Origin of the sequence: Geobacillus thermodenitrificans subsp. thermodenitrificans DSM 465 (assembly GCF_000496575.1) — a bacterium.
Lineage (GTDB): Bacteria > Bacillota > Bacilli > Bacillales > Anoxybacillaceae > Geobacillus > Geobacillus thermodenitrificans.
This window is the reverse complement of the sequence record NZ_AYKT01000014.1, coordinates 21887-46375: the sequence shown is the minus strand read 5'-3', so window position 1 is coordinate 46375 and position 24489 is coordinate 21887. Positions and strand designations below refer to the sequence as shown.

The following is a 24489-nucleotide window of genomic DNA, read 5'->3' as shown; positions in this document are numbered from 1 at the left end:
AAATAGAAAAAATAAGCACCATAATAGAGATGCGGCTGTGAAATATGCGAAAAAAAATTTTGCCGGAGAAAAAACGCCGTTTACTTGATAGAAATGTAAGCGGTTGCGAAATCTATAAGTAGTGGAAGGGAGAGATTTGGATGCCACCAGCGCAGGAATTGAAACGAGAGCTAAAAAGTAGACATTTGTTTATGATTGCGCTTGGCGGGGTGATTGGAACCGGTTTGTTTTTAGGATCCGGATACACCATTCATGAAGCGGGACCTGGAGGAGCGATTGCCGCCTACTTATTCGGCGGATTCGTCATGTATTTGACGATGCTTTCGTTAGGGGAATTGGCTGTGAGGATCCCTGACGCTGGGTCATATCAAACGTATGCGACGAAATTCATCTCGCCGGCCGCAGGGTTTTGCATCGGCTGGCTGTCATGGCTCAACTGGTCAGTGACGGTCGGCATTGAGCTGCTTACAGTCAGCATCCTCATGAAACGCTGGTTCCCTGATGTGCCAACATGGGTGTTTTGCGCTGTCTTCGCCTTGTTGTTGTTTTTGGTGAACGCCTTGTCTGTCAAAGGTTTCGCTGAGGTGGAGTTTTGGTTTTCGAGCGTGAAGGTGTTGACGGTCATCGCCTTTATTGTTCTTGGTTTGGCGGCGATGTTCGGCATCGTCCATATGAAAAGCGGACAACCCGCCCCGTTTTTCTCGAACTTTACAGACCATGGCGGCTTGTTTCCTAATGGGTTTTGGGCGATCTTTACAACGATGATTCTTGTGAATTTTTCCTTTCAAGGAACGGAATTGGTGGGGGTCGCAGCCGGAGAAAGCCGTGAGCCGGAGAAAACAGTACCGATTGCGTTGCGCAACACGGTGTGGCGGATTTTGATTTTCTTCGTTTTGGCCATTTTTGTACTTGCTGGTTTGTTTCCATGGGAGAAAGCTGGTGTTGTGGAAAGCCCGTTTGTCGTGGTATTTGACAATATCGGCATTCCGTATGCGGCCGATATCATGAACTTTGTCATTATTACCGCGGTGCTGTCGGTAGCTAACTCAGGATTGTATGCGACGTCACGCGTGCTATGGTCGATGTCGCGCCAAGGCATGGTTACGCCGTTTTTCAGCAAACTCTCGAAGCGGGGCGTGCCGATCAATGCGCTAATCGCCAGCATTGCCATCGGATGCTTGTCGTTGCTGTGCAGCGTGTACGCAGAAGATACCGTGTATGTTTGGTTGACGGCGATCGCTGGGTTTGGCGCGGTGACTGTTTGGGCCTCCATCGCGCTGTCGAGCTATTTGGGACGGAAAGCGTTTTTGCGTGAAGGCGGCGATGTGCGCGATTTGAAATACCGGACGCCGCTCTATCCGTTCGTACCGCTGGCCGCGTTCATACTGAATATGGCGATAATTGTCGGATTGGCTTTTATCCCTGATCAACGGATCGCGCTTTACTGCGGCATTCCATTCTTGCTCGTGTGCTATGCGTATTATCACCTCGTGGCGAAAAAGCGAATCCATCTTCAACGCACAGAAGAAGAGGTAGAGCTGAAAGCCGCCAAGTAAGTAAAAATCATTGAAAAAAGCCATAATAATTTGCATAATATAACTATGAAACCGTTTTATTGCGAAAAATTTTTTTGCTCGTGAAAAGGAGGACGACGAAATGGTGCAGCCGTATAAACATGAACCGTTTACTGATTTTACCGTGGATGCGAACCGACAAGCATTTTTGGCAGCGCTCGAAAAAGTCGAAGCAGAGCTTGGCCGTGAATATCCGCTTATCATCGGCGGCGAGCGGGTGATGACTGAAGATAAGATCACCTCGGTCAACCCGGCGAACAAAGCGGAAGTAATCGGCCGGGTGGCAAAAGCGAACAAAGAGCTCGCCGAACGGGCGATGAAAACCGCTGATGAAGCGTTCCGCACATGGAGTCGGACGAGTCCGGAAGCGCGGGCGGATATTTTGTTCCGCGCAGCGGCCATCGTACGTCGACGCAAGCATGAATTTTCCGCTTGGTTGGTGAAAGAAGCTGGGAAGCCGTGGCGCGAGGCGGATGCTGATACGGCCGAAGCGATCGATTTTATGGAATATTACGGACGGCAAATGTTGAAGTTGAAAGACGGCATTCCGGTTGAAAGCCGTCCAGGGGAAACGAACCGGTTTTTCTACATTCCACTTGGGGTCGGAGTCGTCATTTCGCCGTGGAACTTCCCGTTCGCCATTATGGCGGGGACGACAGTCGCTGCGCTGGTTACGGGCAATACGGTACTCCTGAAACCGGCAAGTGCAACACCGGTCGTGGCGTATAAGTTCGCGGAAGTGCTCGAGGAAGCTGGTCTTCCGGCTGGTGTGCTGAATTACATCCCGGGCAGCGGTGCGGAGGTTGGCGACTATTTGGTTGAGCATCCGCGCACACGATTTATCAGTTTCACCGGATCGCGGGATGTCGGCATCCGCATTTACGAGCGCGCAGCGAAAGTACAGCCAGGACAAATTTGGCTGAAACGCGTCATCGCAGAAATGGGCGGCAAAGACGCCATCGTCGTTGATAAAGAAGCTGATCTGGAATTGGCAGCGCAATCGATCGTCGCATCGGCGTTTGGCTTCTCGGGTCAAAAATGTTCGGCATGCTCGCGTGCGATCATCGTCGAGGACGTCTACGACCAAGTGCTCAATCGCGTCGTCGAGCTGACAAAACAACTCAATGTCGGCGATCCAGCAGAGCAAGCAACGTTTATGGGACCGGTTATCGACCAAGGAGCATACAACAAAATTATGGAATATATTGAAATCGGCAAACAAGAAGGCCGTCTCATGACCGGTGGGGAAGGAGACGACTCGAAAGGATTCTTCATCCAACCAACGGTATTTGCGGATGTCGATCCAAATGCGCGCATTATGCAGGAGGAAATTTTCGGGCCAGTCGTGGCGTTTGCGAAAGCGCGCGACTTTGACCATGCGCTTGAGATCGCGAACAACACGCAATATGGCCTGACGGGCGCTGTTATTTCGCGCAACCGTGCGAATCTTGAAAAAGCACGTCATGAGTTCCATGTCGGCAACTTGTACTTCAACCGCGGCTGCACAGGGGCGATTGTCGGTTATCAGCCGTTTGGCGGTTTCAACATGTCGGGGACGGACTCCAAAGCCGGCGGCCCGGACTATTTAATTCTCCACATGCAAGCGAAAACCGTATCGGAAATGTTTTAATGCCGGGGTGGCCACGGCCACCCTTTTTCGATGAGGGAGAAATAAAAAGGGGGATTGTGATGGCGACGAAATCTGAACAGCTTATTGAACAGACGGAGCGGTATGGGGCGCACAACTATCATCCGCTACCGATCGTCGTTTCCGAAGCAGAAGGGGTATGGGTCAAAGATCCGGAAGGCAATCGTTATATGGATATGTTAAGCGCGTATTCAGCAGTGAACCAAGGTCATCGTCATCCGAAGATCATTGAGGCATTGAAAAAGCAAGCTGATCGGGTGACCTTGACGTCGCGCGCTTTTCATAACGACCAGCTCGGCCCGTGGTACGAAAAAGTGTGCCGTCTGACGGGTAAAGAGATGGTGTTGCCGATGAACACTGGTGCAGAAGCGGTGGAAACGGCACTGAAGGCAGCGCGCCGATGGGCATACGATGTGAAAGGTGTTGCAGACAATCAGGCGGAAATCATCGTTTGCGAAGGCAACTTCCACGGACGGACGCTCGCTGCGGTATCGTTGTCGTCCGAAGCGGCTTACAAACGCGGGTTTGGCCCGTTACTGCCAGGGATTAAAATCATTCCTTACGGCGATATCGAAGCACTAAAGGCAGCGATTACACCAAATACAGCGGCATTTCTCGTCGAGCCGATCCAAGGTGAAGCGGGCATCCGCATCCCGCCGCAAGGGTTTTTAAAGGCCGCATATGACGTGTGCAAGGCGAACAATGTCTTATTCATCGCTGATGAAATTCAAACCGGGCTCGGCCGAACTGGGAAGCTGTTTGCCTGCGATTGGGAAGCGGTTGTGCCTGATATGTATATTTTAGGAAAAGCATTAGGTGGCGGTGTGTTCCCGATTTCATGCGTTGTTGCCAATCGCGATATTTTGTCGGTGTTTGAACCGGGCTCGCACGGCTCGACGTTTGGCGGTAATCCACTCGCTTGTGCGGTATCGATCGCAGCGCTTGACGTCATTGAAGAAGAAAACTTACCGGCTCGTTCGCTTGAGTTGGGCGAGTATTTCTTAGCGAAATTGCAACAAATCCAAAATAAAGACATTAAGGAAATTCGAGGTCGCGGCTTGTTTATCGGCGTCGAACTGCACGGCCCGGCGCGTCCGTATTGCGAAATGTTGAAAGAACAAGGGCTGCTTTGCAAGGAGACGCATGAAACAGTCATTCGTTTCGCGCCGCCGCTTATCATTACAAAAGAAGAGCTTGATTGGGCGCTTGAGCGAATCGAGAAGGTATTGTCTCAACCGGCCGCCAGCCAGAAGCAATGAGGATCAGAAAATAGAGTAACGGTTGATACGTATATACTGTGAATTCAAAAAGGTGTCCTATTTTTCGATGGGACACCTTTTCTTGTTGCAAACATCCCGTTGCTCCGGCTGTGTAGATGGTTAGACAAGGGACAGTTGCCTTCATTTCCTGTTCGGAAAGAAATCGGTATTAGCCGTGTTTTTTGCTTTGCGGTAATTGCCCATTTTCTGTTAAGATAAGGAAAGGACTGTGCTCATGAGGCATACAAATCATACAGAAACGAAGGACGAGTGACTGGAGGAAGGAAACGTGCAGGCGTGGATTACTGAGTTTATGGAACAGTTCGGCTATATCGGCATCTTTTTCATGATCGCACTTGAAAATATATTTCCGCCCATTCCATCGGAAGTCATTTTGCCGTTTGGCGGATTTATGACGACATACACAACATTGACCATCCCTGGCGTCATCGCAGCAGCCACTGCCGGGTCGGTCGTCGGGGCGATCGTGCTGTATGGTATCGGTCGGTTGTTGTCGGTCGAGCGGCTCGAGCGGATCGTCGACCGCTGGGGCGGATGGCTGAGAGTGAAGCCAGAAGATATCGCCAAGGCGAACCGGACATTTCAGCGCTACGGAGTGTGGGCGGTATTCCTTGGTCGTATGATTCCATTGGTGCGCAGTTTGATTTCGATTCCCGCTGGCATGTCGAAAATGAATATATGGCTGTTTGTCTGGCTGTCGGTGTTGGGAACACTCATTTGGAATACGCTTTTAATCTCGATCGGGGCGGCGCTCGGCCAATCGTGGGAAAAAGTATCTGAAGTGATTGGGATGTACGCCGAAGTGGTGTATGTCATTATTGCTATAATTATTTTGGTTGCAGCTGTCCGCTTTTGGAAACGGCGTCGGGCTTCTTAGTTCCGATATCTTAAGGGGTTTCTTTCCAGAAAGGGCTACCCTCAAGGTTGCTTTTTTAGCCTTGGAGGTAGCCTTTTTGTTCTTCCAGTTTCGTTTGCTTTGTTCATGAGCGGTCTGAGCAGTAGAACACACGAGGGTGGTTTAGTTGGTATCCTGGATCTCTAAGCGTGAGCGTTCAACAATATAGAAAAGGAAGCTCCTGCTTCAAAGGAAACAGGAGTCGAGACAAAGATGAAGGCAATTAAACGAGCTTCGCCGCAATCTTTGGTTCACCATGTCCGTCAAAAGGATTAACGTTTCAATAATAAATAAATGAAGTACGGTGCACCGATTAATGACACAACGACTCCTGCTGGGAGCGGTTCGGCAAGGGCATTGCGCCCAATCGTGTCAGCCGTGAGCAACAGCCAGCCACCGATGAGCATCGAGGTCGGAATGGATCGCTCATGACGAGGCCCGACGATCATTTTGGCGATATGCGGCGCCATCAATCCGATAAAGGAGATGCCTCCAGTTACAGCGACGGCAGCTGCGGCGACAGCGACTGCTGTTGCCATCAGTACGAGCCGCTCGCGGCGAACATGGACGCCGACACCAATGGCCACCGGATCACCTAAATGCAAAAGGTTTAACCGTTTCGACCGGTAAAGGCCGATGAATGCACCGATGACAAGCCACGGCAGCATGGCGAAAATGAACGGCCAATCATCGCCCCAAATGTTTCCGGAAAGCCATCTAGCAATAAAATCAACTTTTGTCCGATCAGCGGCGGAAATGAGAACGATCATGAGCCCGGAGAGCGCCATGGAAAACCCGACCCCAGTGAGCACGAACGATACCGGTTGCAGCCCGGTTGTTTTATTGTAGGAAACGGCGTAAATGGCCGCTGCCGTCAACAGCGCTCCGACTAAGGCGACGAGCGGCAAGGCGTAAAGAAATGTTCCTGCTTCAATCGGGAAAAATAAAAAGAATAAAGCGACGCCGGCGCCAGCTCCGGCGTTGATGCCTAATATACCTGGATCGGCCAGCTCATTTCGTGTGATGCCTTGCAACATCGCTCCTGATAAGGCGAGCGCCATCCCGGCGAGCAACGTAATCACGATGCGCGGCAGACGGAGAGAAAATAAAATAAACTCTTCTTGCATCGAACCGTAGCCAAATAACGTTGGAATAATGCGGCCATATGAGAGTGGCGCTTCTCCAGTACCTAACGCGATGGCAACTGTTGCAGTAATGAGCAGGAAAAGCAGCACCAATACGATCGTGATGCGCATTCTCATTCAAAGCCCCTCCCTTTTTTCCGCACGACAAACAGGAAAAACGGCAAACCGATCACAGCAACGATGGCTGCCACAGGTGTTTCAAACGGGGCGTGAATCGTGCGGGCCGCAGTATCGGCGAGCACCATGGCTATCGCGCCGACTGTGGCCGACAACGGGATGACAAACCGATAATCTGCGCCGGCGATCCTCCGTACGAGATGAGGAATCATCAAACCGATAAAGGTGATGTTGCCGGCAATGGCAACGGACGCTCCTGTTAAGAAAAATACGGCCACAAACAGCCACACTTTGACGGCGGTTGTTTTTTGTCCGACGCCAACGGCGACGTCTTCACTTAAACTAAGGATCGTCAGTTGCCGCGAATACAACACGGCAATGGTGAGCCCGATCACAATGAGCGGAATGATGATCGACAATTGTTTCCATGAAGTTCCGGCCACCCCGCCTGACGTCCACATGGAGACATCTTTCGAGATATGAAAATAAAGGCTGATTCCTTCAGCTGCCGCGAATAAAAGTGCTGAGACAGCTGAGCCAGCTAAGACGATGCGCAACGGTGAGAAACCGCCTTTGCGGGCAGCGCCGATGCCAAAGACCATCCCCGCTCCGGCGGCCGCCCCAAGCAAACAGGCGACCGTGATGATGAGATAATGAGCAGAAGGAAAAAAGGCCATCGTCATCGCCAATGCCGTGTTCGCTCCAGCAGTGAGACCAAGCAGCCCTGGATCGGCAAGCGGATTGCGCGTCATTCCTTGCATGATCGCTCCGGCCACCGCGAGTCCCGCACCAACGATCGCAGCCGCCGTTTCACGCGGCAGACGGAGCTCGCGAATCAAGTCAAGTTGTTTGCCTTGTTCATCGGAAAAGAGTGCGCGCCATACGTCACTCCATGTTGTATCAGCGACGCCGATGGCCATGGATCCGAACCAGATGGCCATCAGCAGGACAAGAGAGAAGAGAAACGTATAACGAAACGGCCATAGCCGGCGGTTTGCTTCCATCGGCGGTTTCCCCCTTTTTCACAAGAAAGGACGGGACATTCACTATTTGTGAACGCCCCGTCTCATCATTATTATTGGCCTAAAAAATGCTTTTTAAAGAAATCGAGCTGGTAGTCTAACGTAATTGGGTCGTTGAAATAAAACGCTTTAGCATCAGCGACAAACATATGACCGTTTTTCACAGCAGGGATGTTTTTAAACGTATTCGTTTCCATAAACGATGTGTCGTTGTCGCCGTTTTTACTTAAGATGAGATAATCGCCGACAAACTGCGGCAATGCTTCAAGGGAAACAGCGTAATAGCCCGGTTTGAGCGCTTGTTCTTCCACGGCTTTTGGCATTTTCAGCTTCATTTCTTGATACAAAATTTCCGTGCCGCGCGCCCAGTTATTGCCGAACACATACAGCTGCTTATCAAAGTTTTCGGCTACGGTGACGGTTGCGTTTTCACCAATTTTTGCCCGGATTTCTTCCCCAGCTTGTTGTGCCCGTTGTTTGAAGTCGTCAATCCACGCTTTCGCTTCTTTTTCTTTATTTAACAGTTTACCAATTTCTAAAAACTGTGTTAAATAATCGACCTTTCCGTATGTAAAGGTGACGGTCGGAGCGATTTTGCTTAATTTGTCGACGTTTTTCGTATTGGATAATCCGATAATTAAGTCCGGTTTTAACGCCATAATTTTTTCAATGTCTTCGTCTGTCACGACTTCCGCGTCTTTCAGTTTTTCTTCAAAGAGCGGATTCATTTTCGACCATGAATCGACACCGACGATCGGAACGTCTAAGGCAAGTACATGCCCGGCAAACGTTGATAAGACGACGACCCGTTTCGGATCAGCCGGTACTTCTACTTCCCCGTTTTCCGACTGATACGTAATCGTTTCTGGCTTTTTCTCCTCCGGTGAAGCGTTATTTTTCTTGTTGTCGTCCGCCGCATTGCCGCAGGCGCTTAACAGGAGCGTAAAAAGAAGCAACAATGACAGCCATGCTTTCCTCATGATGAATAAACTCCTTTCAGCAAATGATACGTAAAACAAACCGGCTTGTTCGTCCGAGGGTCGAGGCCGATGTCAGCATCAATGCCAAACACATCGCGAAGCACATCACGGCAAATGACGTCTTCGCTCGGACCGGCTTTGACGATCGTGCCCGACTTCATGGCGATCACATAATCAGCAAACCGCGCCGCTTGGTTAATGTCATGGAGCACCATGACGATCGTCCGCCCTTCTTCTTTGTTCAGTCGTTCAAGCAACTCGAGCACTTCGAGCTGATGGGCAATATCCAAATACGTCGTCGGTTCATCCAAAAAGATAATGTCCGTCTCTTGAGCGAGCGCCATAGCGATCCAGACGCGCTGCCGCTGTCCGCCGGAGAGAGCGTCAACCGGCCGATGTCTCAAATCGGCTGTTTTCGTCACATGAAGCGCCCAATCGATCGCTTCATAATCTTTTTTTGTTAGGCGGCCAAATCCTCTTTGATAAGGAAAGCGGCCGTACGATACGAGCTCAGCGACCGTTAACCCGCTTATCGCTTCCGGTGTCTGTGGCAAAATGGCCATTTTTTTCGCCAGTTCTTTCGTATGTTGTTGTGAAATATGTTTGCCATCCAAAATGATTGTGCCAGACTGCGGAGAAATGATACGCGTTAGCGTCTTGAGCAGTGTCGATTTGCCACATCCGTTCGGTCCGATAATGGCGGTGATTTGCCGGTCGGGAATGCGAACAGATAAGTGTTCAAAAATTGTCCGGTCATCGTAGCGGACGGTCAACTCCTCGGCGTACAGGCGAACCATACGGACACCTCCTTTTGGACTAGGAAAATGAGAATCAATATCAATATTATTCCCAAACTTCATTATAACGGATTCCTTAAAAAAGACAATAGATTTTTGTGAATAAACCGTGAATTTTCATAAAAACAGTGGCTTACGTCGTTTGAAGAAGGGGGAATTTACATAGGTATAGAGCGAAATAGACGGAGAAAGCAGGGAACCATTGGAGGAAGAGCATATTTTACCATCTTTTCCGATGCTGTACGAAGTACAAAAGGCTTTTTGGCTTCCCCTCGAGCAGCGATCGGACGGAACGGCACTTATACATGGTAAACCGTCTACTTATACGCTCTGTTGCGAAAATGCAACAGATGAACGAAGGGGGATGGAGGAATCGCAACACGCTTTGCCTGTTTGTTGTATTTTTGCAACGAGTTGTTGTTGTTTTGCAACAAAACAGCGAGTAAGATGAATGGTAGAGGTTTGTCTTTTTTGAATATTCATAACAAATTGTTTTGGCATAGAAATTGCTTAAATAGAAAATAAGAAGGGCGGGGATGGCGATGAGAGTGAAAGACATAATGACGAGAACGACAACGGTTATTTTTGAAAACGATTTCCTTGAACAAACAGCTCGCATGTTGGCTGAGCGTAGGATTGAGGGAACGGTCGTATTTCGCCGCGAAGGGGAAATCTCCGGAGTGTTGACGGCCAACGACGTGTTGTTTGGCCTCATGCAAGGGAAAACGACCGTACGTGAAGTGATGCATCCGTCGTTGCCGCCTCTTTCCATCCATGACTGTATCGAAAACATCAAGTTTGGCGATGGTTCGCTCCGTCCGGTTGTTGATGAAAACGGCCGCCTTGTTGGCGTGTTGACGAAAGGACAATATTTGGAGGCGTATGCAAAAGCGGTGCAGCTCCGCTTAAAACATATGGATGCTATTTTCAACGCTGCCCATAACGGTATTATATCGATCGATGCCGAAGGGCGGATTACATCGATCAACCCGCCAGCCGAAAAAATGGCACGAACGACGAAGGAAGAGGCCATTGGCCGGTTTTTAACCGATGTCGTCATCCCGTCCGGCTTACTTGACGTCGTGCGCACGGGGGAGGGACATACGGAAAAATATCGCGTCGGCAAGCGCATCTATATTACGAACCGTTCCCCTATTATTGATGAAGGTCAGGTGGTTGGAGCGGTCGGCGTGTTCCAAGATATTTCCGAGATCGAGTTTATCTCCCATGAACTTGAGACGGTTAAACAAATCGTCAATGAGTTGCAAACGGTGATGGATGCAGCTAGCGATGGCATCGCCATTATCGATCGCCACGGGGGGATCGTCCGGCAAAACGAAAAATGGGCTGCTTTATTCCCGAGTATGGAACATCAACGTGTTCCTGCCCCACTTGAGCGGGTCGTGCGCCAGGCGTTTGACAGCTGCCAATCGTGTTCGATGCTTCATCAAGGGGCGGAAACCGGTAACACGTTGATCGTTTCCGCGGTGCCGATCATCGAGAAGGAAGGCCAGGCGGAGCGGCTCGTCCTCTATGTTAAAGATATGACTGAAATGGAACAGCTGCGTGTTGAACTTGAGGAGACGAAGCGGTTGCTCCATACGCTAAGCCAGAAGGAGGATGGCCTCATTTACCGCGCCCCAGCGATGGCGCATATGGTCAACATTGCCAAGCAGGCAGCAGCGGTCGATGTAACGGTGCTTCTGACCGGGGAGTCGGGTACCGGAAAGGAAGAGCTGGCGAACTTCATCTGGAGGCAAAGTGCTCGCAGCAACCGTCCGTTTGTGAAAGTGAACTGCGGGGCGATCCCAGAAACGTTGATGGAGTCCGAACTGTTCGGCTATGAAGCGGGGGCGTTTACCGGTGCAGCGAAAAAAGGGAAAAAGGGCTACTTTGAACAGGCGGACGGCGGGACAATCTTTCTTGATGAAATTAGCGAAATCCCGCTTCACTTACAAGTAAAGCTCCTTCGTGTGTTGCAGTCGATGGAAATCGTTCGTCTCGGGGCAGAGGCGCCGAAACAAATTGATGTGCGCGTCATCGCTGCCACGAACAAGCCGCTTGAGGAACTTGTCACCGCTGGGCGGTTTCGCGCCGACTTGTTTTACCGGTTGAACGTCATGCCGATTGTCATTCCACCGTTGCGCGACCGGAAGGAAGACATCCCGCTCTTGGTCGACCATTATCGAAAACGGTTTGCTGAAAAATATCAGAAACCACTTGTATTCACAGACGGTGCGCTCGAGGCGATGATGGATTACCACTGGCCCGGCAACGTCCGCGAACTTGTCAATGCTGTGGAGCGCATGTTTGTGACTGCCACCTCATCTATCGTTGATGAGGATCAAGTAGCGAAATGGCTCCACCTTGAGCCGTCGCCGACCATAAGCCCGGTGGCGATAGGGGAAATCATCCCGCTCAAACAGGCGGTGGCCGAAGTCGAGCGACAGCTCATGATCAAGGCGCTCAACAAAGCAAGAACGTATCGACAAGCAGCAAAGCTTTTAGGTGTTGATGCGTCCACGCTCGTGCGCAAGGCACAAAAGTACAAAATCAAATCATTGGGAGGAGAAGACGATGGAGTTTACGTTACCAGCCGAGATTGAATTTTTGAAAGAAAACGTGCGCAAGTTTGTCAGAGAAGTTGTTGAACCGGTGGCGATGGATATTGAGGAAAACGACCACATTCCAGAAGATATTATCGAAAAATCGAAAGAAATGGGCTTGTTCGGTTTAAGTATTCCGGAAGAGTACGGCGGCCTCGGCTTGTCGATGGTCGGCAAATGCGCCATTTACGAAGAGCTCGGCAAAACGCATAATGGCTATACGACGTTAATTGGCGCCCATACTGGCATCGGCACCGTCGGTATCGTCGAGCTTGGCACGGAGGAACAAAAGCAGCGCTACTTGCCGAAAATGGCGACAGGGGAATGGATTGGTGCTTTTGCTCTCACTGAACCGAGCGCCGGCTCAAACGCTGCTGCCTTGAAAACGACCGCCGTCCGCAAAGGCGACCGCTACATTATTAATGGCTCGAAACATTATATTACAAACGCCGTTGACGCCCACGTGTTCACGGTGATGGCCGTCACTGATCCGTCGAAAGGTCCGAAAGGCATCACTTCGTTTATCGTGGAAAAGGATTTTCCAGGGTTTACGATCGGCAATGTTGAACGCAAAATGGGGCTGCGTGGGTCACATTCGGCTGAGTTGTTTTTTGACAACTTGGAAGTGCCGGTCGAAAACGTGCTTGGAAAAGAAGGAGAGGGCTATATCAACGCTTTGAAAATTTTAGCGAACGGTCGCGCCGGTCTTGCCGCCCGCAACCTCGGTTCATGCATCCGCCTGCTCGAATATTGCATGGAATACGCCGAGCAGCGTGAACAGTTCGGCAAGCCGATCATCGAGCAACAGGCGATTCAACATATGCTGGCGGAAATGAGCATGTTAATTGAAGTGCTGCGCTCGACGGTCTATCGCGTTGCCTGGATGGTTGACCAAAAGATGCGTGTCGTCAAAGAAGCAGCCATCGCAAAACTATTCGGTTCAGAAGTGTACAACAAAATCGCCGATATGGCCGTGCAAATTCACGGTGGCCTCGGCTATATGAAAGACTATCCAATCGAACGCTACTTCCGTGATGCCCGCATTACAAAAATTTATGAAGGCACCTCGGAAATTCAACGCAACATTATTGCGAACGAACTGCGGAAAGAATACGGAAAAGTGCGGGTGTAAATGAAAACACTGTGTGCATTTGTATTTGCCAAAGGTGAAGGTATTGGATGAAATCGTTGCATTCGTGATTACGGTCCAGGTATAAATGTGTTGCTTGTCAAAGCCATCAATCGCATTCACCGATTGTCCAATGACATCGGGCGGCCGGCTGATTTTGCCGACTACCCGATCACGGAAGAACAGGTTGCGGGAACTGTTCCGGTGGTTGCTTCCGCCCTGGTTAGCTCCTCATGCCAACTGAAGGGATTCGGGTGAGCGGATGAGGTGTTGTCCGCCATGTAAAGAAAGGGATGTTGCCGAAAATCGTTTTTGTTGCCCTTGGGATGGAGAGAAGTCGTGACAGAACAATAGTTCTAGAGGAGACATACATGGTGCCTGAACCTTCCTTTGCAACGGGCACACGGGCTGTTGCTACATAGCCTGCTAGGGGCCGGTGATCATTCGCGCAAACGGCGCACGAGTGAATCGAGTGACCAAAGCCGGCTGCCGCTTAGCCATAAATGGATAGACATGGCGAGCAAGGCGAGATTGAATTCATAGCCCGTCTCCTGTCCGTTGCCAAGCAAGCCGGCGTCTGCTTTGACGGTGATGATCGCCCCGATCATGATGACGGCAAACGCTGCTGCCATCAGGCGCGTACCAAGTCCAAGCATCATCGCCCAGCCGCCGGCGAGCTCCACAATGGTCACGATGTAGGCAAGGGAGGCGGGAAGGCCCATCGCGAGAAATGATGCTGCTGTTTCCTCAAGCCCTTGATGCCATTTCATCCACCCGTGAACGAAAAAATAAAGCCGGTGACAATCCGCAATAGGAAAACCCCCAGTTCGTGAAGGCGAGACATTGCCGAGCCCTCCTCGTCCAATTGTCATGGTAGTACATGATATGTCTTGTTTCTTATACGAATTCCTCTCATTCGCGATTTGGAAGCCAATCGGCTACAATGGAATGGAACACGGCTCCTTGTGTGAACATAGGCCGGAACGAGGAGGATGGATATGAACATCGAAATTTGGTCTGACTTTGTCTGTCCGTTTTGCTATATCGGCAAGCGCCGTTTGGAACAGGCGCTTGAACAGTTTCCGCATCGAAAAGACGTTACGGTCGTATTCCGTAGCTTTGAGCTTGACCCGAATGCGCCAAAAGAGACGCCGTTAACCATCCATGAAATCATTGCGCAAAAATACGGGATTACGGTGGAGGAAGCGAAGCGGGCGAACGCCGATATTGGCAGACAAGCGGAAGCAGTTGGTTTGACGTTTCGCTTCGAGACGATGAAGCCGACGAATACGTTTGACGCCCACCGTCTGGCGCAATACGCCAAGGAAAAAGGGAAGCTCCAGGACGTTGTCGAACGGCTGTTTTTTGCGTATTTCACCGAATCGAAGCACATTAGCGACCGAGATGTGCTCCTTGATATCGCCGAAGCGGCTGGGCTTGATCGAAGCGAGACGGAAGCGGTGCTTGATGGCGACCGCTACACGGAGCAAGTGCGGGAAGACGAGGCAGAAGCGGCCCAGCTCGGTGTCCGCGGTGTTCCATTTTTCGTCCTTAACCGTAAATATGCGATTTCCGGCGCTCAACCGATCGAAGTGTTTCGTCAAGCGCTAGAGAAAGTATGGGAAGAGGAACAACAAGCTTCATCTTTGCAGCCGCTCGCTGACGAAGGCGGGGCATGCACGGACGGAAACTGCTCGCTCGACTAACCCGTTTGTCAAGCAAACGAAAAACCGGCTAGACTCTGCTAGCCGGTTTTTTTCGTAAGAGGAGGTGGAGAAGGTTAGCTGCGCTTTACAAAAAGCGGCAAATCCGTATGTCCCATCTCGCGCACGTAGACGAACAGCTGCCCTTTATGATGGATTTCATGGTCCATCGCCATCTGCAAAAGCTGCTTTGCTGACATTTGAACTCCGAAGATGGCAGTTAAATCGATTGTGCGATTGAATTCCTCATCACTCATTGATTCTAGCAACTGTTTCGTTTTTTCTGTATACGTTTCCGCCAGCTTGGCCAAATTCGTCTCTGGATCCTCCATTTTTGGCTGGAACAGCGCTGGATCCCCGTGTTTGGCGACGTTGGCAAAGTTGTAAAAGCTGAACACCATATGAGTCGCCAGCTGCTTCGCTGTCATCGACGTCGGTGTCGGTTTGAAGTCGTAATGTGCCTCATCGATTTTGTTGATCAGTTCCATCGTGACATGACGGTGGGAAAGGAAATATTGCACCCATTGTTGTGCGCGGGGCATAGCGATTCCTCCTTTTGGTTATGGATTCCTGTTTTCCATTCTACCATAAACGTCCTCTTTATCGTCAGCGAGGAAGCTTGACTAGAAAGGTAGTCCCTTGGCCAGGAGTGCTATGGACGTCGATGGTTCCGCCGTGAGCTGATACGAATTCGTTAGCGATAGCCAGCCCCAGTCCCGTTCCTCCGCGGTTCCGTGTTCTGGCTTCATCCGTGCGATAAAATCGATGGAACAGAAAAGGCAAATGCTCCGGTGCAATGCCGATGCCCGTATCTGTAACGGCAATTTGCAGCATGGAAGGTTCTTCGTCAATCACCACGTTCACCGTGCCGCCTTCAGGAGTATAGCGGATTGCATTGACCAACAAGTTCAGGAATACTTGGGTAATGCGATGCGGATCGACGGAGATCGTTGTGTAGTTTGTCGAACAAGTTAGATGGATGCGGATGTTTTTTTCTTCCGCGCTGGGAGCTACCCGCTCGATGAGTTGTTGCAAAAGACTTTCCATATCTGTTGGTTTCCGTTCAAGCGGCAATTTGCCAGCTTCGGCGAGTGACAGTTGATGCAAATCTTCTACGAGACGAGTCAACCGAATGAGCTCATCTTGTAGCGGCAGCAATTTCTCCGGCTCGATGGGGCGGCGTTGTTGCTGAAACCAATCAAGCTTTCCGCGCAAGATCGTTAGGGGGGTTCGCAGTTCATGGGCGACATCGGCCATCAAGCGTCGGCGAACTTCCTCCGCTTGCTGCAACTGTTTGGACATCTCGTTGAACGTTTGGGCGACTTTGCCGTATTCATCTTTCGTGATCACCGGTACCTGAATGCCGAATTCCCCTTTTCCGAGACGGTCAATCGCAGGCAGGAGAAGCTCGAGCGGTGCTGTGAACCGTTTCGACAGCCAATGGGCGACGAAGAGGGAAATAAGCACTAACGCGGCAGCGCTGAGCAAGGATAAAGTGGCGACTGAACTTGTGATTCCCTTCCGCACTTTGGCCATATTGCCGACTTCATGGTCGTAGTAGTGCAAAAACGCTACAGTTTTTCCATCTGCTTGCACCTTGGTAGAGATACCTAGACCAATCATCCATGACACTGGAACTTCCCCCGTTGTATATAGCTGCTTGCCCTCGGGAGATAGAAGAACCACCCCAGCTTGTTCATGTTTTTTCATGATATCCGTGTTGAGGCGGATGTGTTGGATGCCGTTCCAAGAGCGATGGTGCGTTTCGTAATAATGAGCAAAAGCAGTTGCCAGTTCGTTCGTTTCGTGACTTCGATCAACCTTTAGCATCACGTCCAGTATATTGATGACGACCACCTTGGTGATGAGGGAAAACATGATTCCCATGCCGATAATAAAGACGGCCATTGTAAAAAACAGCTTACGCCTAATGCTCATATCTGCTCACCGAACCGATAACCGAATCCATAGACAGTTTGGATATAGACTGGACGGGACGGATCATCTTCAATCTTTTTACGAAGTCGGCTGATATGAGCATCGACAGTTCGTTCATCGTTGAAAAGGTCATCTTCAAAAATGCTTTGCAACAGCTGCAGCCGGCTATATACGACACCTGGCTTTGCCGCTAGAGTGAGCAGCAGCTTAAATTCGGTCGGCGTTAAGGAGATTTCGCTTCCTCGTTTCCATACGCGGCATTGCGCTTCAGAAATGGTCAAGTCGCCGCGTTTCATCAGTTCCTCCTGATTGTCTTGCCCTTCGATTCGCCGCAATACGGAGCGAATGCGGGCTGCCAGTTCCCTCAGGGAAAAAGGTTTGGTGATGTAATCATCAGCTCCCACCTCTAGGCCAATGATTTTGTCAGTTTCCTCTGTCTTTGCTGTGACCATGATGATTCCAACATGGCTCGTCTTACGAAGTTCGCGGCACACATCAATCCCGCTCATTTCAGGAAGCATCCAATCAAGCACCACAAGGGATGGATTGGTTTCTTTTGCTTTTTGCAGCGCTTCCTTTCCCGTTTTGGCTGTGACAATTTCAAATCCTTCCTGTCGCAAAAAGGGCTCCATAAATTCAAGGACTCTTTCTTCATCATCCACTAATAATAACGTGTGAGGCATATCTTGTTCCCCCTTGTTTGTTCTGTTCTCTTTTCATTATAGCCCCATATGGACAGATTTAGGAAAATGTCACTAAACCTGCAAAAGTTCGTCATTAGTTTGCAACATTGTCTAGGTAAAATGTGACCGTAGCATGAAGATGTAACGACAGGGACCAAATTAGGTCATTGGACAGACCAATGTTTCGGGCTGCTTAGGACGATGAACATGAAAAATCCTTTTGATGAAGAAAGGAGGATGAACATGAAACAAATCCTTTTGAACCTGTTGGTTTTGCTTGGGGGATTGGTTGGGGGATTGATCGTATCGATTGTGGTCATCGATGTTAGCTACCAATGGTTTGGTGTATCATTCGGCTCTCTCATTCTCTTGTTGCCGGTAGTTTGTGCAGTCATCGCGCTTATGATGTTTCGGCGTAAATGGAAAGAATAGCGAAGCGGAGGGAAGACCATGAGCAAGGAAAGACATCGCAATAAAATGATGTACCTTTCACGATGGATGTTTGCCATCCTTGCGTGGGGGTTGGTTGTCAGTGTGGTGGTTCAGACGTTTTGGGCGGGGATGGCCATCTTCAACAATCCTATATATTGGAAGAATCATATTGTTTTTGTGCATTTCTTTGAAATGGTGCCCATTCTGATGCTGATCGTTGCGTTTGCGGGGCGGCTTCCAAAGAAGTTGTGCTGGCAGAGCGCAGGATTAATAGGACTAATTTTTATCCAATATTTCACCGCTAATTTGAAAATCGTCGGTATGCTTCATCCTGTGATTGCCTTGGGGCTGTTTTTCATGTCTTGGAATGTGGCTCGACAGTCAGGAACATGGCATTTGTCTACGGAACAAGGAGGAAAAGAGAAATGAAGAAGCTGCTTTTGGCTCCCTTCACTGCTTTGTTTGCTGGATTGCTTGGCGGAATCGTTCTATCGGAAATGATCGCCGTAGCAACGTGGTTCTTCCTTGGTCCGTCCCCTTGGCTGAAATGGCTGAAATATATGCCGATTTATCTGGCTGTTTTTGTAGCGGTTACTACATGGATCGCGTTACACTACAAATCAAACAGAAGGAGCGATAACATTTAGCTGAAAAATGTGGTAGCTGTATTTGTGGAGTCTTTTCTTTCTTATTTTCCTCTTTACAAATGGATTTGCAACCAAATATGAAGTTTTCAGGGGGATTGATTGAAAGCTTTACCTGGGAGCATCACCTGAAGATATAAATCAACAGGTCGCTTGGAAGTAGGATAGGAGAAAATAGTTAAGTCGCTTGAAGGAATGAAATCAAACTTTCTGAGTCACCAGTTCGGTACGGAGCATAAGGCGCAACCGCAGAAAACGGTTGCGCCTTATTTTGTTGCCCTGGGGAAGTATCTATGGCATTTTGGAATGACATGCTTATTCTAATAGTAACAAACTCCCAAATGACGGAAAGGGGAAGGGAGATGCCGAAGATTTTTCTTGATCCAGGGCATGGGGGCAATGATACGGGCGCGGTCGGCAACGGATTGCGTGAGAAGGATATCACGCTGTCCATCGCCTTGGAGATAAGCCGCATTTTGCAAAACGAGTACGAAGGAGTCTCGGTGCAGCTGAGCCGAACGAAAGATGAAACGGTATCGCTTGCTGAACGGACGAGGCGGGCCAATAGTTGGGGAGCCGATCTATATGTGTCAATTCACGTGAATGCGGGCGGTGGCACAGGATTTGAAGACTACATTTACCATGGGCTGTCGGAAAGCTCCCAAACGGCCCGCATTCGCGATGTGCTGCATGAAGAAATTGTCCGAGCGACTCAATTCCGCGACCGCGGCAAAAAGAAAGCCAATTTTCATGTGCTAAGGGAAACGAAAATGTCGGCGGTGTTGACGGAAAACGGGTTTATCGACCATAAGGAAGACGCAAAACAATTGACCGACCCTAATTTTTTGCGGATGATTGCCCGCGGTCATGTCAACGGGTTGGAACGGGCACTTGGATTGAAGAAGAAAGCAAGTAACCCGAACAATCCTCCTAGAGATCCAGACAAAGGCATGCCGAGCACTGGCCGTTTGACGCGTGTCATCGTGGATGGGAAGCAAGTCGGTGCTTTTGTTGAACCAGACAACGTGTTGCGCCAAGTGGAGCATTATTTAGGAAGAGCGAAACGGATTGTGCTTGAGCAAGTAGAGGAATGATGGGAACGCTTGCCTAGTTTTAATGAGGCAAGCGTTTTTTCGTCGGTTCTAGTGGAAATGCCGCTTCCTTCTTTGTCCATTCATCATATGAGTATAGCAATCAACGAAGGAAGGGGGAAGGGCAGTGTTTGGCTATTCGATTGTGCAGTTAGCCCGCCGTCATGCGGGGCGGCTTGATCACCCTCTCCGCCATACGCTTGTCAACATGTACAAACCGATGACACGCATGCCATGCATTTTCCACCGTTGGATCGAGCGCTGGCTGCGGAAGTGGCGGACTGTTTCTGTTCTGATCGAGGTTGATGACGATGAAGGGATTGAAGCGCTCACCGAGGCGGAACGGAATCATTTTCGCATGAAAACGCATCACCATTTCCGTCATGTCCCGATATGGAGCGCGACAGTGACACCGGCAGCACTTGAGCAGTTGCTGGAGAATCCAAAAGTGAAAAAAGTGTATCTCAACCGCACGATCAAGGCGGTATTAAACAACGCGGTGCCATCGGCCAATGCGAAACACGTCACTGTCAATGAAACAGAGCTGAGCGGCAAAGGAGTGACGATTGCGATTGTCGACACAGGCATTGACCCTCATCCGGATTTAGAGGGGCGGATTACGGCGTTTGTCGACTTGGTGAATGGAAAAACGGCACCGTATGATGATAACGGACATGGAACTCACTGCGCTGGCGATGCGGCCGGAAACGGACGCATGTCGGACGGGCTATACGCCGGGCCAGCGTATGAGGCGAACCTCGTTGGCGTCAAAGTGCTCAATCGCTCAGGGATGGGGACGCTAGAAACCATTATGCGCGGTATTGAATGGTGCATCGACTACAACAAGAAAAACCCGGCCAATCCAATTCATATTATTTCTTTATCGCTTGGTGGGGAACCACAGCCGTTCCCGGCTGAAAATGACGATCCACTTGTACAAGTCGCTGAGCGGGCATGGGAAAATGGCATTGTTGTCTGTGCGGCAGCGGGAAATGAGGGGCCGAATTATGGGACGATTGCCAGCCCAGGCATTAGCGACCGCATCATTACTGTCGGTGCCCTTGATGACCGTGATACAGCGTCAACACGCACCGATGATGCTGTAGCGCCTTTTTCGAGCCGGGGGCCGACAAGATATGGTGTGACAAAACCGGATCTGGTCGTTCCCGGGGTCAACATTATATCGCTTCGTGCCCCACGTTCGTTTCTTGACAAGATGAATAAGCAAAGCCGGGTTGGTGACTATTATATGTCGATGTCCGGCACATCGATGGCGACGCCGATTTGTGCTGGCATTGTTGCTTTAATGCTTCAGGCCAAACCAGATGCAACGCCGGACGAGATCAAGAAGGCGTTAAGGGACAGTGCCGATTTATGGAAAGACCGCGACCCGAACGTATATGGGGCGGGTTACGTGAATGCGAAGCGGGCCATCGAACAGTTACTGAAGCGTTAGAAAAAAAGAGGGAGGCGCTTATTGAGCGCTTCCCTCTTTGCTTTCGCGGTTGTTGTAGCCTCCGCGGTTGTTATAGTCGTATTTCGACGGGTCGACCGGCTCGAAGCCTTTCGGGGTATAGAACCGGAGTAAATCGCCGTAAACGACTTTATCCGATAAATCGAGCTTCGTACGGGCGATTTGTTCGAGACGTTGAATTTCTGGCGTCTCTTCAAGCGGTTCACCCGTTTTTGTATCATAGTATTTACCGTTGACTGATGTGACTGTCGGCGTGACAAAGTCGCCGTTGCGGAACGGAACCATTTCTTGATGGTCTGGCGACAACAAATCCGTTCCGAAGTGGACATAGTTTTTCGTATCGATGCCGAGCAAGTGCAACAGCGTCGGCAACAAGTCGATTTGCCCACCGAACTCGTGAATCGTGCCACCTTTGACGCCTGGCACATGAATGAACAGTGGGACTCGTTGTAACTGAGCGTGCTCATACGGCGTAATTTCCTTGCCTAGAATTTGCGACATCGCTTTGTTATGGTTTTCCGAAATGCCGTAATGGTCGCCGTATAAAATGATGACCGAACGGTCGTACAGACCGGATTCTTTCAAGTAATCAAAGAACTCTTTGAGCGACTCATCCAAGTAACGAGCCGTTTGGAAATAACGGTCGACCGAGCCATCTCCCGTCGTCGCTGGCGCAATCGTTGCTTCTTCCTCGCCAATCGGATATGGGAAGTGGTTCGACAGTGTAATAAATTTCGCGTAGAACGGCTCTTTCAACGTTTCTAACAGCGGAATCGACTCCCGGAAGAATGGTTTGTCTTTCAATCCATAGTTCAAGACGTCTTCGTCTTTCATGCTGTAGTAGCTGGCGTCAAAGAAATGATCAAACCCGAACGATTTGTAAATTTCATCACGGTTCCAGAATGATTTGTAGTTGCCGTGAAAAACAGCGCTTGTATAGCCGTATTGGCGCAAAATGGCCGGAGCCGCATGATACGTATTTTGTCCTTTTGTCGTAAAGACAGCGCCCTGCGGCAGGCCGTACAGCGAGTTTTCTAACATAAACTCCGCGTCCGATGTTTTCCCTTGTCCTGTTTGGTGGAAAAAGTTATCAAAATAGAACGTATTCGGATCGCGGGTGAGCGAGTTTAGGAACGGGGTGACCTCTTCCCCGTGCAGTTTGTAGTTAATGACAAAGTTTTGCAGTGATTCCAGATGGATGTAAATGACGTTTTTCCCTTTTGCCACACCGAAATATTTCGGATTCGGCTCAGCGTACGTCGCTTGCACATGGTTCAGCACCGTCGTAATGTCACTTTTGTTCGCAAACGCCCGCTGTGTCGATGATTTCATGCTTTGGATCGCATCGTAAATCAAGTAGTTGTATACACCTAAATATTTGACGATATAATTGCGGTCAAACGTTCTTGTCAGCAGTTGCGGACGATCGGCCTCAGCAAGCGCCAAGTTGACGCTGAACATTAAAATGGCTGAGGAAAAAATGACACCTTTTTTGAGACGACCGGCCCGCACTTGCGGGAGCGAGAACCGTTTCGAAAAAATGATGACCGCTAAAATGGCCGTGTCCAAGAAATAAAACACATCATACCATCTGAGCAACTCCAAAATACTTCCGCCCAGATCACCGAAGTTTTTCGTTTGTGTCAACGTCGGTAATGTAATAAAATCGCTGAAAAAGCGATAATAGACGATATTGGCGTATAAGATGAACGATAGAATGAAATTAATAATAATAAGCCATCGATAAAAGCGTGTTTCTTTGGCTAAGAATGCTAAACCAAGGAAAAACACCGCTGAGCTGAGCGGATTGATAAATAGCAAAAACTCCTGCATGGAGTTACTAATGCCAAGGTTAAACTCCGCTAAATAAGTGACATACGTCTTCAGCCAAAATAAGAGCACCGCAAAAATAAAAAAACCTATACCTTGGTTAGGGAGAGAACGGTACTTATTTAGCAACTTTTCCCCAATCGTTTTCACGTTCTCTTCTCCTCCTTTGTCTCATATCCATTGTCTCATATTCTTAAACAATTTATTTCTACAATTTTATATAAACAGCTACTGCACCGTGCAACGCAATTTGCGCTATTACATCATTTTACATCGGAACGTCTCCATGTCAAGTAGCATAATACTTCCATTGCCAAAAGTCAATGGAATGTTTTTTTAGGACTGCCGTATGCCTCCTTTCCTGTTGTCTGCTCCCCGTATAGTGTTGGACTTCCATTTATATACCATACATATAGACGAATGGAAGACGAAAAGGTTTCAATGTTTGTTCAAAAATATTCCGATGTCAGTGTCCATGCCCTTTACCCATTTTATTAGACAAAGAGGATGTTATGATAAAAATTGTTGTGGTTTTAATCAGTTTAAGCGGGATCAGATTGATCATCCTGAACCGATACCCCCACCCATTGTCATAGGTAAGTAGGGGGATCAATCGGTGTTTTTCCACATCGACTGTAGATGGGGGAGTGTTCAACAGCTAGCGGAAGGAAGTTGCAGGTGACACAATGCGCGGCGCTTATTACAAAAATGTGTCGAGAAGACAAGAAATATTTCCCCGGAAATCGATGTATGTCGAATGGTGAAAAAGTACCCTTTCTGTCCGGGAAAGCATATAGTGCGGCAGGGGGGATAAAAATGTGGTTATGGATATCGATGATTTTATTGGCTTTTAGTGTAAGCATAGACAGTTTGAGCGTAGGAATGTCCTACGGAATGAGAAAAGTACGTTTCCCTCTGCCTTCGTTGACACTCATTGCGTGTATGTCGGTAGTTATGATATTGATATCGATGAATATCGGTCGGCTGCTGGCGATCTTTTTGCCATGGGGAGTAGAACGGGGGCTTGCATCCTTTATTCTCATCATCCTCGGGGGATGGGCCATCTACAATGTATATAAAACAAGACAGAAGGAGGCGGTGGCGACAGAATGGGAAGATATGGGGCAAGGAAACGCGGCCCATAGCGCCCTCCAAGTATTAACAAAACCTGAATTTGGCGATCTTGACCGTTCCGGTTCAATTAGTCGAAAAGAGGCTGTATGGCTTGGTCTTGCGTTGTCAATGGATGCTCTTGGTGCTGGGATTAGCGCGTCTCTCTTGAATTTTCCATCTTTACCATTTGCTTTGTTAGTCGGATTGTTTAATCCATTGTTCATTCGGCTTGGGCTTATGTTAGGTTGCATGATGGCGGAAACGAAAATGATGAAAAAAGCGACGATATTACCCGGCATCATGCTGATTGTACTTGGATTAATCAAATTGTTTCGTTGACACCTTTGGTGCGGCTCATTCGTAATGGTGAATGAAGCATACATCATCA

Annotated in this window: 21 protein-coding genes and 1 pseudogene; 13 read left to right on the top strand and 9 right to left on the bottom strand. The window is 49.3% G+C overall.

The genetic code is table 11. The features are described from left to right. Positions 1-140: 140 nt before the first annotated feature. The 4 genes from DSM465_RS0113650 to DSM465_RS0113635 all read left to right on the top strand — a co-directional run bounded on the left by DSM465_RS0113650 (position 141) and on the right by DSM465_RS0113635 (position 5379). Positions 141-1556 (top strand): amino acid permease, encoded by a 1416-nt coding sequence (locus tag DSM465_RS0113650; RefSeq protein WP_008881511.1) that lies wholly within the window; start codon positions 141-143, stop codon positions 1554-1556. Between the two features lie 100 nt (positions 1557-1656). Continuing rightward, positions 1657-3204 carry an L-glutamate gamma-semialdehyde dehydrogenase gene (gene pruA, locus DSM465_RS0113645; protein WP_008881510.1) on the top strand — a complete coding sequence of 516 codons (1548 nt, stop codon included), beginning with the start codon at positions 1657-1659 and terminating at the stop codon, positions 3202-3204. Between the two features lie 59 nt (positions 3205-3263). Continuing rightward, positions 3264-4481, top strand: coding sequence for an ornithine--oxo-acid transaminase (locus tag DSM465_RS0113640; RefSeq protein WP_008881509.1), 1218 nt, complete (start codon positions 3264-3266; stop codon positions 4479-4481). Positions 4482-4770: 289 nt separating this feature from the next. Next, positions 4771-5379 (top strand): DedA family protein, encoded by a 609-nt coding sequence (locus DSM465_RS0113635; RefSeq protein ID WP_008881508.1) that lies wholly within the window; start codon positions 4771-4773, stop codon positions 5377-5379. A 290-nt stretch (positions 5380-5669) separates the two neighbouring features. Here DSM465_RS0113635 and DSM465_RS0113630 read toward each other — a convergent pair whose 3' ends face one another. The 4 genes from DSM465_RS0113630 to DSM465_RS0113615 form a co-directional block, all read right to left on the bottom strand. Beyond that, positions 5670-6659, bottom strand: coding sequence for a FecCD family ABC transporter permease (locus DSM465_RS0113630; protein WP_008881507.1), 990 nt, complete (start codon positions 6657-6659; stop codon positions 5670-5672). Further along, the gene (locus tag DSM465_RS0113625) at positions 6656-7663 is read right to left on the bottom strand and encodes a FecCD family ABC transporter permease (protein WP_011886651.1); all 1008 of its coding nucleotides are present in this window, start codon (positions 7661-7663) and stop codon (positions 6656-6658) included. Before DSM465_RS0113625 ends, DSM465_RS0113630 begins: the two co-directional genes overlap by 4 nt. A 71-nt stretch (positions 7664-7734) precedes the next feature. After that, positions 7735-8661: an iron-hydroxamate ABC transporter substrate-binding protein gene (locus tag DSM465_RS0113620; protein ID WP_008881505.1), complete on the bottom strand. Its 927-nt coding sequence runs from the start codon at positions 8659-8661 to the stop codon at positions 7735-7737. Next, positions 8658-9458 carry an ABC transporter ATP-binding protein gene (locus tag DSM465_RS0113615; protein ID WP_008881504.1) on the bottom strand — a complete coding sequence of 267 codons (801 nt, stop codon included), beginning with the start codon at positions 9456-9458 and terminating at the stop codon, positions 8658-8660. Before DSM465_RS0113615 ends, DSM465_RS0113620 begins: the two co-directional genes overlap by 4 nt. A gap of 536 nt (positions 9459-9994) precedes the next feature. On the opposite strand from DSM465_RS0113615, the gene DSM465_RS0113610 reads away from it, so the two are divergent. Together DSM465_RS0113610 and DSM465_RS0113605 are read left to right on the top strand one after the other, a co-directional pair. Beyond that, complete coding sequence (locus tag DSM465_RS0113610) at positions 9995-12064, top strand: sigma-54-dependent Fis family transcriptional regulator (RefSeq protein WP_029761567.1); 2070 nt, start codon at positions 9995-9997, stop codon at positions 12062-12064. Beyond that, on the top strand, positions 12036-13196 hold the full coding sequence (locus DSM465_RS0113605) for an acyl-CoA dehydrogenase family protein (RefSeq protein ID WP_011886655.1): 1161 nt from the start codon (positions 12036-12038) through the stop codon (positions 13194-13196). Before DSM465_RS0113610 ends, DSM465_RS0113605 begins: the two co-directional genes overlap by 29 nt. A gap of 437 nt (positions 13197-13633) precedes the next feature. Here DSM465_RS0113605 and DSM465_RS18390 read toward each other — a convergent pair. Further along, positions 13634-14037, bottom strand: a pseudogene (locus DSM465_RS18390) (DoxX family protein). A 154-nt stretch (positions 14038-14191) separates the two neighbouring features. On the opposite strand from DSM465_RS18390, the gene DSM465_RS0113595 reads away from it, so the two are divergent. Further along, entirely contained in the window at positions 14192-14899 is a 708-nt protein-coding gene (locus tag DSM465_RS0113595) for a DsbA family oxidoreductase (RefSeq protein ID WP_029761566.1), read from the top strand. 74 nt (positions 14900-14973) lie between these two features. On the opposite strand, the gene DSM465_RS0113590 is transcribed toward DSM465_RS0113595, so the two are convergent. The 3 genes from DSM465_RS0113590 to DSM465_RS0113580 all read right to left on the bottom strand — a co-directional run bounded on the left by DSM465_RS0113590 (position 14974) and on the right by DSM465_RS0113580 (position 17517). After that, positions 14974-15438: a DinB family protein gene (locus DSM465_RS0113590; protein WP_029761565.1), complete on the bottom strand. Its 465-nt coding sequence runs from the start codon at positions 15436-15438 to the stop codon at positions 14974-14976. 64 nt (positions 15439-15502) lie between these two features. Then, positions 15503-16834: a sensor histidine kinase gene (locus DSM465_RS0113585; RefSeq protein ID WP_029761564.1), complete on the bottom strand. Its 1332-nt coding sequence runs from the start codon at positions 16832-16834 to the stop codon at positions 15503-15505. Next, entirely contained in the window at positions 16831-17517 is a 687-nt protein-coding gene (locus DSM465_RS0113580; RefSeq protein ID WP_008881497.1) for a response regulator, read from the bottom strand. The genes DSM465_RS0113585 and DSM465_RS0113580 overlap by 4 nt, the downstream gene beginning before the upstream one ends. A 243-nt stretch (positions 17518-17760) precedes the next feature. On the opposite strand from DSM465_RS0113580, the gene DSM465_RS0113575 reads away from it, so the two are divergent. The 5 genes from DSM465_RS0113575 to DSM465_RS0113555 all read left to right on the top strand — a co-directional run bounded on the left by DSM465_RS0113575 (position 17761) and on the right by DSM465_RS0113555 (position 21140). Next, entirely contained in the window at positions 17761-17949 is a 189-nt protein-coding gene (locus tag DSM465_RS0113575) for a hypothetical protein (RefSeq protein ID WP_230459251.1), read from the top strand. A gap of 18 nt (positions 17950-17967) precedes the next feature. Beyond that, positions 17968-18378, top strand: a complete 411-nt coding sequence (locus tag DSM465_RS0113570) for a DUF6220 domain-containing protein (protein WP_008881495.1) — start codon at positions 17968-17970, stop codon at positions 18376-18378. Beyond that, positions 18375-18596, top strand: a complete 222-nt coding sequence (locus DSM465_RS0113565; protein ID WP_029761562.1) for a DUF5957 family protein — start codon at positions 18375-18377, stop codon at positions 18594-18596. The genes DSM465_RS0113570 and DSM465_RS0113565 overlap by 4 nt, the downstream gene beginning before the upstream one ends. 359 nt (positions 18597-18955) lie before the next feature. Next, entirely contained in the window at positions 18956-19687 is a 732-nt protein-coding gene (locus DSM465_RS0113560; RefSeq protein ID WP_011886659.1) for an N-acetylmuramoyl-L-alanine amidase family protein, read from the top strand. A gap of 124 nt (positions 19688-19811) precedes the next feature. Continuing rightward, complete coding sequence (locus DSM465_RS0113555; RefSeq protein WP_029761561.1) at positions 19812-21140, top strand: S8 family peptidase; 1329 nt, start codon at positions 19812-19814, stop codon at positions 21138-21140. A gap of 18 nt (positions 21141-21158) precedes the next feature. On the opposite strand, the gene DSM465_RS0113550 is transcribed toward DSM465_RS0113555, so the two are convergent. Continuing rightward, complete coding sequence (locus DSM465_RS0113550) at positions 21159-23138, bottom strand: LTA synthase family protein (RefSeq protein ID WP_008881491.1); 1980 nt, start codon at positions 23136-23138, stop codon at positions 21159-21161. 666 nt (positions 23139-23804) lie between these two features. On the opposite strand from DSM465_RS0113550, the gene ytaF reads away from it, so the two are divergent. Continuing rightward, positions 23805-24440 carry a sporulation membrane protein YtaF gene (ytaF, locus tag DSM465_RS0113545; RefSeq protein WP_008881490.1) on the top strand — a complete coding sequence of 212 codons (636 nt, stop codon included), beginning with the start codon at positions 23805-23807 and terminating at the stop codon, positions 24438-24440. Positions 24441-24489 lie beyond the last annotated feature (49 nt).